General features: G+C 70.2%; 9 protein-coding genes and 1 pseudogene. 8 read left to right on the top strand and 2 right to left on the bottom strand.

The window, feature by feature from the left end:
- Positions 1-6 precede the first annotated feature (6 nt).
- From AB0D93_RS16595 to AB0D93_RS16625, 7 genes are all read left to right on the top strand, one after another.
- Positions 7-1,158 (top strand): ABC transporter ATP-binding protein, encoded by a 1,152-nt coding sequence (locus AB0D93_RS16595; RefSeq protein ID WP_362119731.1) that lies wholly within the window; start codon positions 7-9, stop codon positions 1,156-1,158.
- Entirely contained in the window at positions 1,158-2,093 is a 936-nt protein-coding gene (locus tag AB0D93_RS16600; protein WP_362119733.1) for an ABC transporter permease, read from the top strand. The genes AB0D93_RS16595 and AB0D93_RS16600 overlap by 1 nt, the downstream gene beginning before the upstream one ends.
- The gene (locus AB0D93_RS16605) at positions 2,094-2,894 is read left to right on the top strand and encodes an ABC transporter permease (protein WP_362119735.1); all 801 of its coding nucleotides are present in this window, start codon (positions 2,094-2,096) and stop codon (positions 2,892-2,894) included.
- A 36-nt stretch (positions 2,895-2,930) separates the two neighbouring features.
- On the top strand, positions 2,931-4,361 hold the full coding sequence (locus AB0D93_RS16610) for an FAD-dependent oxidoreductase (protein WP_362119737.1): 1,431 nt from the start codon (positions 2,931-2,933) through the stop codon (positions 4,359-4,361).
- 150 nt (positions 4,362-4,511) lie between these two features.
- Positions 4,512-5,711: a hypothetical protein gene (locus tag AB0D93_RS16615; protein WP_362119739.1), complete on the top strand. Its 1,200-nt coding sequence runs from the start codon at positions 4,512-4,514 to the stop codon at positions 5,709-5,711.
- 115 nt (positions 5,712-5,826) lie between these two features.
- Positions 5,827-6,285, top strand: coding sequence for a hypothetical protein (locus tag AB0D93_RS16620; protein ID WP_362119741.1), 459 nt, complete (start codon positions 5,827-5,829; stop codon positions 6,283-6,285).
- A gap of 84 nt (positions 6,286-6,369) precedes the next feature.
- On the top strand, positions 6,370-8,211 hold the full coding sequence (locus AB0D93_RS16625; protein ID WP_362119743.1) for a glycoside hydrolase family 18 protein: 1,842 nt from the start codon (positions 6,370-6,372) through the stop codon (positions 8,209-8,211).
- A 70-nt stretch (positions 8,212-8,281) separates the two neighbouring features.
- Here the strand turns inward: AB0D93_RS16625 and AB0D93_RS16630 are convergent.
- Positions 8,282-8,533, bottom strand: a pseudogene (locus AB0D93_RS16630) (phosphatase PAP2 family protein); the annotation flags it as partial.
- A gap of 666 nt (positions 8,534-9,199) precedes the next feature.
- Positions 9,200-10,534: a 4-aminobutyrate--2-oxoglutarate transaminase gene (gabT, locus tag AB0D93_RS16635; protein ID WP_362119745.1), complete on the bottom strand. Its 1,335-nt coding sequence runs from the start codon at positions 10,532-10,534 to the stop codon at positions 9,200-9,202.
- 313 nt (positions 10,535-10,847) lie between these two features.
- Between gabT and AB0D93_RS16640 the strand changes: the two genes are divergently transcribed.
- A complete protein-coding gene (locus AB0D93_RS16640) occupies positions 10,848-13,334 on the top strand; it encodes an ATP/GTP-binding protein (RefSeq protein ID WP_362119747.1) in 2,487 nt (828 codons plus the stop codon).
- Positions 13,335-13,355 lie beyond the last annotated feature (21 nt).

A 13,355-nucleotide genomic window follows, 5' to 3' on the forward strand; every position in this document is an offset into this window, starting at 1 on the left:
ACGACGATGACGACACCAGACAACAGCGGCGACGTCCGCCTCTCCGGTATCAGCAAGACCTATGACAACGGCTTCACCGCGGTACAGCCGCTGGACCTCACCGTGCCGCAGGGCTCCTTCTTCGCCCTGCTCGGCGCCTCCGGCTGCGGCAAGACGACCACCCTGCGCATGATCGCCGGCCTGGAGGAGCCCACGACGGGCGCCGTCCACCTCGGCGACCAGGAAGTGACCCACCTGCCGCCGTACAAGCGCCCGGTGAACACGGTCTTCCAGTCCTACGCCCTCTTCCCGCACCTCGACATCTTCGAGAACGTCGCCTTCGGCCTGCGCCGGCGCGGCATCAAGAGCGTGAAGAAGCAGGTCGAGGAGATGCTGGAGCTGGTCCAGCTCGGCGAGCAGGCCCGCAAGAAGCCGCACCAGCTCTCCGGCGGCCAGCAGCAGCGCGTCGCCGTCGCCCGCGCGCTCATCAACCACCCGAAGGTGCTCCTGCTCGACGAGCCGCTCGGCGCCCTCGACCTCAAGCTGCGCCGCCAGATGCAGCTGGAGCTCAAGCGCATCCAGACCGAGGTCGGCATCACCTTCGTGCACGTCACGCACGACCAGGAGGAGGCCATGACCATGGCCGACACGGTCGCCGTGATGAACGCGGGCCGCGTCGAACAGCTCGGCTCGCCGACCGACCTGTACGAGAACCCGAACACCACCTTCGTCGCCAACTTCCTCGGCACCTCCAACCTGATCGAGGCCGAGGTCGACACGAAGAACGGCGACGACATCGTGCTCAAGGCGGGCGACGGCAAGCTGGTGCTGCCCACAGCGCGATGTTCGGCGCCCACCACGGCCGGCGGCAAGGTGCTGGTCGGCATCCGCCCCGAGAAGATCTCCCTCACGCACGCCGACGACGCGGGGGAGATACCCGAGGGCCGCAACCGTCTCACCGGCAGGATCGCCGACGCCAGCTTCATCGGCGTCTCCACCCAGTACGTGATCGACAGCCCGGTCTGCGACGAGCTCTCGGTGTACGTGCAGAACGTCGAGCGCGACGGCCGGCTCGTGCCCGGCGCCGAGGTCGTGCTGCACTGGAGCCCGGCGCACACCTTCGGCCTGGACGCGGCCCAGGACATCGATGCGGGCACCGAGGAAGAGGCGGCCGCCTGATGACGACGCTCACCGAAGCCGAGGCACCCCCACCCCTCGCCCCCACCGCACCGGAGACGAAGCCACCGCGCAAACGCGGCCGCTTCACCCCGTACTGGCTGCTGCTGCCCGGCATCCTGTGGCTGGTCGTCTTCTTCGCGCTGCCGATGATCTACCAGGCCTCCACCTCCGTGCAGCAGGGCTCCCTGGAGGAGGGCTACAAGGTCACGTGGCACTTCGCGACGTACTGGAACGCCCTGTCCGAGTACTGGCCGCAGTTCCTGCGCTCCGTCGCCTACGCCGCCGCCGCGACCGTGCTGTGCCTGCTGCTCGGCTATCCGCTGGCCTACCTGATCGCCTTCCGCGCGGGCCGCTGGCGGAACCTGATCATGGTCCTGGTGATCGCGCCGTTCTTCACCAGCTTCCTGATCCGCACCCTGGCCTGGAAGACGATCCTCGCCGACAACGGTCCGGTCGTGCACACGCTGAACTCGCTGCACGTCCTGGACCTCACCAACTTCCTGGGCTGGACGGCCGGCGACCGCGTCCTCGCCACACCACTGGCGGTCGTCTGCGGTCTGACGTACAACTTCCTGCCGTTCATGATCCTGCCGCTGTACACCTCGCTGGAGCGGATCGACGGACGGCTGCACGAGGCGGCCGGCGACCTGTACGCCAGGCCCTGGACCACCTTCCGCAAGGTCACCTTCCCGCTGTCGATGCCCGGCGTGGTCTCCGGCACGCTGCTGACCTTCATCCCCGCGGCCGGCGACTACGTCAACGCCGAACTCCTCGGTTCCACCGACACGCGCATGATCGGCAACGTCATCCAGACGCAGTTCCTGCGCATCCTGGACTACCCGACCGCCGCGGCCCTCTCCTTCATCCTCATGGCCGCCATCCTGGCCATGGTCACCCTCTACATCCGCCGGTCCGGGACGGAGGACCTGGTCTAAATGCCCTTCGTCAACTGGCTCAAGCGCCGTCTCGTCGTCATCGCGGGCATCCTGACGCTCGCCTACCTCCTGCTGCCCAACGTCATCGTGACGGTGTTCTCCTTCAACAAGCCGAAGGGACGCTTCAACTACGAATGGCAGCGGTTCTCCCTCGACGCCTGGAAGCAGCCGTGCGGCGTCGCCGACATGTGCGGCTCGCTGTCCATCAGCCTCCAGATCGCCGTGTGGGCGACGATCGGCGCCACGATCCTCGGCACGATGATCGCCTTCGCGCTCGTCCGCTACCGCTTCCGCGCCCGCGGCGCCGTCAACTCGCTGATCTTCCTTCCGATGGCGATGCCCGAGGTCGTCATGGCCGCCTCGCTGCTCACCCTGTTCCTCAACATGGGCGCGCAACTCGGCTTCATGACGATCCTGATCGCGCACATCATGTTCTGCCTCAGCTTCGTCGTCACCGCGGTCAAGGCGCGTGTGATGTCGATGGACCCGCGCCTGGAGGAGGCCGCCCGGGACCTGTACGCGGGCCCCGTGCAGACCTTCCTGCGGGTCACCCTGCCGATCGCGGCCCCCGGAATCGCCGCTGGCGCGCTGCTCTCCTTCGCGCTCTCCTTCGACGATTTCATCATCACCAATTTCAACGCCGGCTCGACCGTCACCTTCCCCATGTTCGTGTGGGGTTCGGCGCAGCGCGGCACGCCCGTCCAGATCAACGTCATCGGTACGACCATGTTCCTCGTCGCCGTCCTGATCACGTTGTTCTCGATGTTCATCAGCAACAGCCGTAACAAACAAAAGGCATAGGCCTTTTCAGGAAAGCCCTCGTAGGGAGTTGAAATCATGGCCCCAAGCGCCATGAGCCGTGGCAAGGACAACTGGATCGCCTCTCTCTCCGAAGCCCAGCCGGTCCCGTACTGGCTGGAAGACCCCGGCAAGCCACCCGCCGAGCCCGCCCTCACCGGCACCGACACCTGCGACCTGCTGGTCGTCGGCGGCGGCTACAGCGGGCTGTGGACCGCGCTGAACGCGAAAGAGCGCGACCCGCGGCGTGACGTGGTGCTGCTGGAAGGCCGCGAGGTGGGCTGGGCCGCCTCCGGCCGCAACGGCGGCTTCTGCGCCGCCTCCCTCACGCACGGCCTGCCCAACGGCCTGGCCCGCTGGCCCGACGAGATCGGCAGGCTGGAGGAGCTGGGCCGGCGCAACCTCGACGAGATCGAGGCCGCGGTCGCCCGGCACGGCATCGACTGCGACTTCGAGCGCACCGGCGAGATCGACGTCGCCACCGAGACCTACCAGGCCAGGGAACTGCGCGACTGGCACCGGGAGTTGACCGAGAAGGGACTCGCGGACGGCATCGAGTTCCTCGACGCCGACGCCGTGCGCGAGCAGGTGAACTCGCCCACCTTCGAGGCCGGCCTGTGGGACCGCAGGGGTGTGGCCATGCTGCACCCGGCCAAGCTGGCCTGGGGCCTGAAGAAGGCGTGTCTGAGGCTCGGGGTGCGGGTGTACGAGCACACGCCCGCCCTGACCCTGAAGCAGTACGGCGCCGGGATGGCCGTACGCACGCCGTACGGCGCGGTCCGCGCTCGCCGGGTCGCGCTCGGCACGAACATCTTCCCGAACCTGCTGCGCCGAGTGCGCTCCTACACCGTCCCGGTCTACGACTACGCGCTGATGACCGAGCCGCTGACCGCCGCCCGGCTGGAGTCGATCGGCTGGAAGAACAGACAGGGGCTCGGCGACTCCGCCAACCAGTTCCACTACTTCCGCCTGTCCGCCGACAACCGGATCCTGTGGGGCGGCTACGACGCGATCCACCACTACGGCGGCCGGGTGCGGGCCGAGTACGACGACCGGCCGGAGACGTACGCCAAGCTCGCGGGCCACTTCTTCACCTGCTTCCCGCAGTTGGAGGGCGTCCGCTTCACGCACGCCTGGGGCGGGGCCATCGACACCTGCTCCCGCTTCTCGGCGTTCTTCGGTACGGCGCACGGGGGCCGGGTGGCGTACGCGGCGGGCTACACCGGCCTGGGCGTCGGTGCCACGCGCTTCGGCGCGGACGTGATGCTCGACCTGCTGGCCGGGGAGCGCACCGAGCGGACCGAGCTGGAGATGGTCCGCAGGAAGCCGCTGCCGTTCCCGCCGGAGCCGTTCGCCTGGACCGGGATCGCCCTCACCAAGTGGTCCCTGGCCCGCGCCGACGCGCACGGCGGCCGGCGCAACCTGTGGCTGCGGACGATGGACCGGCTGGGGCTGGGCTTCGACAGCTGAGCGGTGGCCGGGGGCCTTGTACTCGGTTCCCACGGCTGCGTCAAGCCACGAGTTTCCGGAGCATGACCACGCTGCCGCAGTCCGGCGTACTGGAAGCACGGGCCTCACCGGGAGGCACCGGCTTCGACACCGGATCGGCAGGAGAAGACCATGACCCGCATCACCCGTACGCACGACGACTCCCGCTCCCAGCGCCGCCTGGGCCTGGCGACGGCGGTGGCCTCCGCCGCCGTCGTCGCGGGAGGCGTCATGCTGCCGGCAGCGGCCGCCACGGCGGCTCCGATGCACCAGCCGTCGACCGCGAAGACGGCTCCCCAGCACCACCGCCACCACCACAAGCTGTACTGCTGGAAGGTCACCTACAAGTCGCACTGGAAGAAGCACCACAAGTTCTACTGCTGGGAGGACCACCACAAGTACTACTGGGACCACCACCACAACTGCTACTACGTGTGGTCGGGCCATCACCGGTACTACTTCTGGGACTCCTACGACAACGTCTCGTACTTCCACCACCATCGTCACGATCATCACTGCCACCACTGGAACCTGAACGACAAGGACCACTGGCAGAAGGACCCGAGCTCGCACGACTGGGACTCGAAGAAGCACGACCCGGGGAAGACGGAGCCCGGTAAGACGGATCCGGGGAAGACCGATCCGGGCAAGACGGACCCGGGGAAGACCGACCCGGGCAAGACGGACCCGGGGAAGACGGACCCGGGCAAGACCGACCCCGGTAAGACCGACCCGGGGAAGACGGATCCCGGCAAGACGGACCCGGGGAAGACGGATCCCGGTAAGACGGACCCGGGGAAGACGGACCCCGGTAAGACCGACCCGGGGAAGACGGATCCCGGCAAGACGGACCCGGGCAAGACCGACCCGGGGAAGACGGACCCCGGTAAGACCGACCCGGGCAAGACCGACCCGGGCAAGACCGACCCCGGTAAGACCGACCCGGGCAAGACCGACCCGGGCAAGACGGACCCCGGTAAGACCGACCCGGGCAAGACGGATCCCGGCAAGACGGACCCGGGCAAGACCGACCCCGGCAAGACGGACCCCGGTAAGACCGACCCGGGCAAGACCGACCCCGGCGACCCGAGCAAGACCGGCCCCGCCAAGACGGACACCGACTCCGGTAAGGCCGATCCCGGTCAGCAGCAGGACCAGCAGCAGCCTCAGCAGGACCAGCAGTCGCAGCAGGACCAGGCCCCTGCTCAGCAGGACCAGCAGGGCCAGCAGGACCAGGCTCCCGCTCAGCAGGACCAGCAGGGTCAGCAGGACCAGGCCCCCGCTCAGCAGGACCAGGCCCCGCAGGGTGCGGCCGATGACGCTGGGATGTGATGCAGATCACTTGAATCGGGGCGCGGAACCCGCGTAATGCCCCCGGAAAGCCTCCCTCTCTCCTCCCGACGCGACCGCGCAGGACGGTCGGGCGAGAGAAGAGGGAGGCCTTCTGGTGACTGGGGCCAAGGCAGCCGTCGAGTGGCTGGCATCCGTCGCACCGGACCCCGGGGCCTGCCGCTGGGAATGGGAGCGCAACCCCCTCGGGGTCGCGCTGCTGCCCGCCGGCAGCGCCTGGGACGTGCTGAGCCTGCCGGGCGACCTCGGTCATCCGACCCTGGGCGTGCTCACCCGGCTGCTCGACCGGCCCGGCCCGGTCCTCGCCGACTTCGGCGACGACCGGGTCGGGTTCTTCGTGCCGCCGGGCACCGCCGCCCGCTGGGTGGGCACCGGCATCCGCGCCGCGGGCCCCGGCACCTGGATCGTCGTGCCGCATCCGGGACGGCCCACCCGGAGCGTGCGCTGGCTGGTGCCGCCGGACGGCTCGGGCACGCTGACCGACCCCGCGCTGCTGGAGCTGGCCATGCACGAGGCGGCGGCGCGGCCGGCCAGGGGCGCGGACGGGGGCGGCTAGCTCCGCGGCACCTTGACAAGAGGATTGGTCTGGACCAAGTTGAGTGCGCTCCGCCCTCCAACTCCCCAGACTCCGGAGGCCCTTGTGGAACGCGCCCCACGCGCCGCGCGCGCACGCCGTCCCAGATCCGTCCTCGCCCTGCTCACGGCCGCCCTGCTGGCCGTGCCCGGCGTCACCGCCCTCTCGTCGGCCGCCCGTGCGGCCGATGCGGACCTCGTCACCAACGGCGGTTTCGAGTCCGGCCTCACCGGCTGGACCTGTACGGCGGGGAGCGGCACGACGGTCGGCTCACCCGTGCACAGCGGCAGTTCCGCGCTGCAGGCGACCCCGGCCGGCAGCGACAACGCGCAGTGCACGCAGACGGTGACCGTAAAGCCCAACTCGCCGTACACGCTGTCCGGTTACGTCCGGGGCGCGTACGTCTACCTCGGCGCGAGCGGCACCGGCACCACCGACGTCTCCACCTGGACCCAGTCCGCCCCGGACTGGCAGAAGCTGACCACCACCTTCACCACCGGCGCCGCCACCACGAAGGTGACGCTCTACACGCACGGCTGGTACGGCACCGGCGCGTACTACGCCGACGACATCTCCCTGGTCGGCCCCGGCGGCGGGACCGGCACCGGACAGCCGCCCGCCGCGCCCACCGGCCTGAGGACCACCGCCGTCACCTCGTCCTCCGTGGCCCTGTCCTGGTCGTCGGTGGCCGGTGCCACGAGCTACGCCGTCTACCGTGACGGGGTCAAGTCGCAGACGGTGACCGGCACTTCGGCCACCGTCACCGGCCTCGCCGCCTCGACGGCGTACAGCTTCCAGGTCACCGCGAGCAACGACGCCGGCGAGTCCGCGAAGTCCGCTGTCGTGACCGCGACGACCAGCGCGGGCACCGGCACCGGCGGCGGTTCCGCCGATCTGCCGGCCCACGCCCTCGTCGGCTATCTGCACGCGAGTTTCGCCAACGGCTCCGGCTACACCCGGCTCGCCGACGTTCCCGACAGCTGGGACGTCATCGACCTGGCCTTCGGCGAGCCCACCTCGCCCACCTCGGGGGACATCCGCTTCAACCGCTGCCCGGTCACCGAGTGCCCGAACGTGGAGAGCGACGCCGACTTCAGGGCCGCGATCAAGGCCAAGCAGGCGGCCGGCAAGAAGGTGCTGATCTCGATCGGCGGCCAGAACGGCCAGGTCCAGCTGACCACGACCGCGGCCCGCGACGCCTTCGTCTCCTCCGTCTCGAACATCATCGACACCTGGGGCCTGGACGGTCTGGACGTCGACTTCGAGGGCCATTCGCTGTCCCTCGACGCGAGCGACACGGACTTCAAGAACCCCACCACGCCGGTGATCGTGAACCTGATCTCGGCGCTGAAGACCCTGAAGGCCAAGTACGGCTCCAAGTTCGTGCTGAGCATGGCGCCCGAGACGTTCTTCGTGCAGAACGGCTACCAGTACTACGGCACCGGCAAGTGGGGCGGCCAGGACCCGCGCTGCGGGGCGTACCTCCCCGTCATCCACGCCCTGCGCGACGACCTCACCCTGCTGCACGTCCAGGACTACAACTCCGGGCCGATCATGGGTCTGGACAACCAGTACCACTCCATGGGCGGCGCCGACTTCCACATCGCCATGACCGACATGCTGCTCACCGGCTTCCCGGTGGCGGGGGACCCGAACAACGTCTTCCCGCCCCTGCGCCCCGACCAGGTGGCGATCGGCATGCCGGCGTCGACCAACGCGGGCAACGGGTACGTGGCCCCGTCCGAGGTCACGAAGGCCCTGGACTGCCTGACGAAGAAGACGAACTGCGGCTCGTACGCGACCCACGGGACCTGGCCGGCTCTCCGCGGCCTGATGACGTGGTCGGTGAACTGGGACCACTACTCGAACTGGGAGTTCCAGAAGAACTTCGACGCGTACTTCGGCTGACGCCCGGCACCAGGGACAGGGCGGTCAGCAGCACGGTGCACAGGCACCAGCTGGCGATCACGTCCAGCGGCCAGTGGTAGCCGTGCCGGACCAGGCCGTACGACACCCCGAGCACCAGGGCCGCGCACCCGGCGACCAGGCCGCGGCGCGCGGCCGTGGAGCGCAGCCAGGGGAGCAGGAGCAGTGCCGCGGAGCCGTAGGCGACGGCCGCCGTGGCCGTGTGCCCGGAGGGGAAATAGCCGACGGCCGGGGGCACCACGGGGGTCCCCGGCCGCGCGGTCCAGTCCTTGAGCGGTACGACGATCACCGGGACCAGCGCCATCAGTGCGACCGCGGCGGCGGGCGGCAGCCACCACAGCGGCGTGCGGGTCACCCGCCCCCGCCGGAGGACGTAGAGCACGGCCGTGGCGAGCACGGGCACGGCGACCTGGAAGTTGCCGAAGTCGGCGAGCGTCTCGGAGAACCCGTCCGGATGGACTAGGGCCCGGCTGAGGCGGGCGTCCAGGCGCAGCAGCGGGCCGTGGGCCACGACCTGCCAGGTGATCAGGGCGAGGAGGAGGGCCGGGAGGCCGAGGAGCGGGGCGCGGCGGGCTGCGGTCGACACGGCGCCCAGCTTCGCAGATTCTCTCGTGCGTGCGAGGAAGGAGGTCGGCCGCCCCGGAACAGGGGGGGTAGTTCCGAGGCGGCCGTCCGGACCGGAACGTCGCGCGCCCCGGGGGGTTTGGGGCGGCGACCGTCCGATCGGTGAGGAGATCCCGGAGCCGTCAGGCGCCGGTTGTGTGCGCGAGGGCACGACCAGGTCGAAGCTGGGGAGGCCCCGCCCTGAAGTCGCCCACAGTCCCCTGTGGGCGGGGTGTATCTCTCATCTGGGTAGAACCTACGGCAGGCCGAGGCGCTTGGGCAGACGGAATCGCGTCCCGTCATCCACCTCGCACACCTTCTTCACACGGCCTGCCGCAGGCGCCCTTCAGAGGTGCAGACCTGCTGCTCAGATGCGCGCGAACGCCTGCTCGATGATGTCGAGACCCTCGTTCAGCAGGTCCTCGCCGATCACCAGCGGGGGCAGGAAGCGCAGCACGTTGCCGTAGGTGCCGCAGGTCAGAACCAGCAGGCCCTCGGCGTGGCAGGCCTTCGCGAGCGCGGCGGTGGCCTCCGGGTTCGGCTCCTTGGTGGTGCGGTCCTTGACCAGCTCGATCGCGATCATCGCGCCACGCCCACGCACGTCACCGATGACGTCGAACTTCTCGGCCATGGCGGTGAGGCGACCCTTCATGATCTCCTCGATGCGCTTGGCCTTGCCGTTGAGGTCCTGCTCCTTCATGGTCTCGATGGCACCGAGCGCGCCGGCGCAGGCGACGGGGTTGCCGCCGTACGTGCCGCCCAGCCCACCGGCGTGCGCGGCGTCCATGATCTCGGCGCGGCCGGTGACGGCGGCGAGCGGCAGACCACCCGCGATGCCCTTGGCGGTCGTGATCAGGTCCGGGACGATCCCCTCGTCCTCGCAGGCGAACCACTGCCCGGTCCGGCAGAAACCGGACTGGATCTCGTCGGCGACGAACACGATCCCGTTGTCGGCGGCGAACTGCCGGATCGCCGGGAGGAAGCCCTTGGCCGGCTCGATGAAGCCGCCCTCGCCGAGGACCGGCTCGATGATGATCGCGGCGATGTTGTCCGCGCCGACCTGCTTGGACATCTGGTCGATGGCCTGCGCGGCGGCCTCCGGACCGGCGTTCTCCGCGCCCGTCGGCCAGCGGTAGCCGTAGGCCACCGGCACCCGGTACACCTCGGGCGCGAACGGCCCGAACCCGTGCTTGTACGGCATGTTCTTCGCCGTCAGCGCCATGGTCAGGTTGGTCCGGCCGTGGTACCCGTGGTCGAACACGACGACGGCCTGCCGCTTGGTGTAGGCGCGGGCGATCTTGACGGCGTTCTCGACGGCCTCGGCGCCGGAGTTGAACAGCGCGGACTTCTTGGCGTGGTCACCCGGGGTCAGCTCGGCGAGCGCCTCCGCGACCTCCACGTACCCCTCGTACGGGGTGACCATGAAACAGGTGTGGGTGAAGTCGGCGAGCTGCGCGGAGGCGCGCCGTACGACGGCCTCGGCGGAGGCGCCGACGCTGGTCACGGCGATACCGGACCCGAAGTCGATGAGCCGGTTGCCGTCGACGTCCTCGATGATCCCGCCGCCCGCGCGCGCGGTGAAGACCGGCAGCACGGAGCCCACGCCCTGGGCGACCGCGGCGGTACGGCGGGCCTGCAGCTCCTGCGACTTCGGGCCGGGGATGGCGGTGACGACGCGGCGCTCCTGCGGAAGTGCGGTCATGGGGGCTCCTGATGATCTTGCGTACCGGGCGGTCTGATCTGGCGTCCCGGACGGTTCCGGGCGGTGCGTTTTCGGCCGCATACCTATCTTTCTTCGCAGGCTAGGGCCGGGCGCGGAGGGTGGGCATGCTCCATGTGGGCGTTGTCGGCGAGCTGCGTTGTCCGCCTTGGACATAGAGGAACCGGGAGGGGGACGCGGTGGCGTGCTCATATCTCGCCGCGCGCCCTGCAGCGCAATCGCTGAACTCCCCTTGAAAGGGCATTAGATTGACTCGCTGATGGTGCACGGAGCGGCTGGTCAGGGAGCAGGGGCGATGGACAGCGACGGGACGCAGGACGCGCGGGGCACGCACGCACACCCCGTGCCGCGGCCGGCGGAGCCGACAGACATGCCCGCAGTACCCCGGAACGGGCCCGCGACGCCGTACAACGGCGCGGCGACGCCGTACGACGCCCCCACGATGCCGCCACGGCCGACGCGGGCGCCGGGGGTGCCGCCGCCCGTCGCGCAACGGGGGCACGCCCCCAACCCGCCGCATCCCCGCTCGCACGTCGCCGACTGGCTGGACCAGCCGCGCCCGGCCGTCGCCCCCGGTATCTGGCGCTACGGCTACCGCCCGCCCAAGGCGGCACGCCAGGGACAGCGGCTGGCCCCCGTAACCATCGTCGGCTTCGCCGTCCCCCTCGTGGCGGGACTGCTTCTGTGGTCACTGTGGCGGCACGGCAGCCTCCCCTACCAGTGGACCGTCCTCAAGCTGCTCACCCCCGACGGATGGTGGTGGCCCGGCACCACGACGCCGAAGGGCTACCAGGGCGCCGAGGCCATGACGGTCGCCAACGGCGTGTTCTTCGCGATCCTCGTCTATGTCATGGCACGTCTGGGCAGCTGGTCCGACATCATCCGGCATGTCGTCACCCGCCGAGACCAACCCGCTCGCGCCCTCATCGCCGCACTCGGCGCGCTGATCGCGCTGGCATTCGTCTTCCCGAGCGCCTTCGGCCTCGGCTGGGACGCTCTGCCCGTTCAGGACCCGGTGTTCTCCCTCATCGTTCTGATCACCGGCGATTACGGCGTCTTCGCCTCGGAGGTACTCACGGACGGGCTGTACGCGCTCATCACCCTGCTGGTGCTGTGGCCGTTCGCCCGGGTCGGGGGCTGGTGGCCCCTCGCGAAGGAGGTACTCGCCGCGCGGGCCCGGACGAGTGCGACCGAGGCCGTGGAGCCGGCCGTCGACCGGCGGCCGTCGCAGTGGCCCGAACTGCGGGAGGCCGGTCACCATCAGGCCGCAGATGTGCTGACCGCCGAGGTGGAGGCCGGCCGAATGAGCGATGTGGACTGCGCCAGGGTCGGCCACATGTGGACCGTGGCGCAGATCCGCGCCCGGCTGTCCTCCTTCACCGACACGGTGCTGCGCGAGGGCGGAGCCGCCTGGACTCACCCCTCCGGCCACCGTGACCTGCCGGGCCGGGCCGCCCAGCATGATCTCCTCGCCAGTCAGGTGCGCATCGGGAGGTGGGTGGCAGGCGACCGCACCCCGCCGGCCTACGCCGGCGCCGGTGCGGCGCTTGCACCGGACGCTCTCGGCACCTCGTTGCTGGCCGTCGGACCCTCGGGCTCGGGCAAGACACGCCACCTGATTCGCCCCGTCGTCGAATCGCTGGGTCTGCAGGCGCTCGCCGGACAGTGCGCCGTCGTTGCCGTGTGCGGGGCCGACACCCCGCTCGGACCCGACTCGGCCTTCGATGTCGTCGTACGCCTCGGCGACCCGGCGTCCGTGCACGACCTGGATCTCTACGCGGACTGCGACGACCCCGATGAAGCGGCCGCCTTCCTGGCGGAGGGGCTGGCCGGCGACCTGGACGCGGTGACCGGCCGGCGGTCGGTCACCGTGCTCGCTCAGCTCCTCGGCCCCTACCGGGCGGCGTACGGACGCTTCCCGACTCTTCCCGAGCTACGGGAACTCCTGGAAGGAGAGTCCTCGGCACTGGCGGCACTGCGCGATGCGCTCACGACGGACGGGCACACGGCGATGCGCCGCGATCTCGATGCGCGTGCCAGGCAGTCGGGCACCGCTGGGGATCCGGGTCCGGTTCTGGCCGACCGGCTCGCCGTACTGGACCGGCCGGCGTTCGCCGAATTCTTCGGCGGGGAGGGCGGGGGAGCCCGCCCGTTCTCCCTGCGCGCGGTCGCCCACCATCCGCTGCGCGTCCGTGTCGACCTGCCCGCCCGAGGGCACGAAGAGGCGTCCCGGATCATCACCCGGCTGCTGCTCGCCCAGTTCGGTGCGGTGGCGCTGGCGGGCGAGCGGACCCACTTCGCCTGTCTCGTCCTCGACGACGCCACCGGTGCGGTGACGACCGAGTCCGTCCGCCGCATTCAGCGCCTGCGCTCCCGGAACGCCGGTGTGGTACTCGCCCTGCGGACCGTGGGCGACGTACCCGAGGCGCTGCACGCTCCGCTGTATGCGGCCGTCGGCTGTCACATGGCGTTCTCCGGAGTGACCACATGGGACGGCGGCAGGTTCGCGGACGCCTGGGGCACCCAGTGGGTGGAGACCCGGGACGTGGCCCAGCACACCGTCTTCGCGGACCAGCCGATGACGCGCGCCATCCATGCCCTGCGCAAGCTGGTGACCGGCAAGGCGGTGACAACGGAGGCCGTCACCGTCCGGCAGGTGGAGCGGGAGCGTTGGTCGGCTTCTGAGTTGGCTCATGGGGTGCCGGCGGGGCATGCCGTGTTGTCGTTGACGAGTGTCCGGGGCGAGCACGCGCCGCCGTTGCTGGTGGATTTGAGGGGGTGAGGAGGCAGCGCGGGACCATAC

Source organism: Streptomyces sp. NPDC048191, assembly GCF_040652655.1.
Taxonomy (GTDB): domain Bacteria; phylum Actinomycetota; class Actinomycetes; order Streptomycetales; family Streptomycetaceae; genus Streptomyces.

Bases quoted from the DNA above. Each gene is read 5' to 3' on its own strand.
- AB0D93_RS16595 (WP_362119731.1), top strand. From the start codon at position 7: ATGACGACACCAGACAACAGCGGCGACGTCCGCCTCTCCGGTATCAGC.
- AB0D93_RS16600 (WP_362119733.1), top strand. From the start codon at position 1,158: ATGACGACGCTCACCGAAGCCGAGGCACCCCCACCCCTCGCCCCCACC.
- AB0D93_RS16605 (WP_362119735.1), top strand. From the start codon at position 2,094: ATGCCCTTCGTCAACTGGCTCAAGCGCCGTCTCGTCGTCATCGCGGGC.
- AB0D93_RS16610 (WP_362119737.1), top strand. From the start codon at position 2,931: ATGGCCCCAAGCGCCATGAGCCGTGGCAAGGACAACTGGATCGCCTCT.
- AB0D93_RS16615 (WP_362119739.1), top strand. From the start codon at position 4,512: ATGACCCGCATCACCCGTACGCACGACGACTCCCGCTCCCAGCGCCGC.
- gabT (WP_362119745.1), bottom strand. From the start codon at position 10,534: ATGACCGCACTTCCGCAGGAGCGCCGCGTCGTCACCGCCATCCCCGGC.
- AB0D93_RS16640 (WP_362119747.1), top strand. From the start codon at position 10,848: ATGGACAGCGACGGGACGCAGGACGCGCGGGGCACGCACGCACACCCC.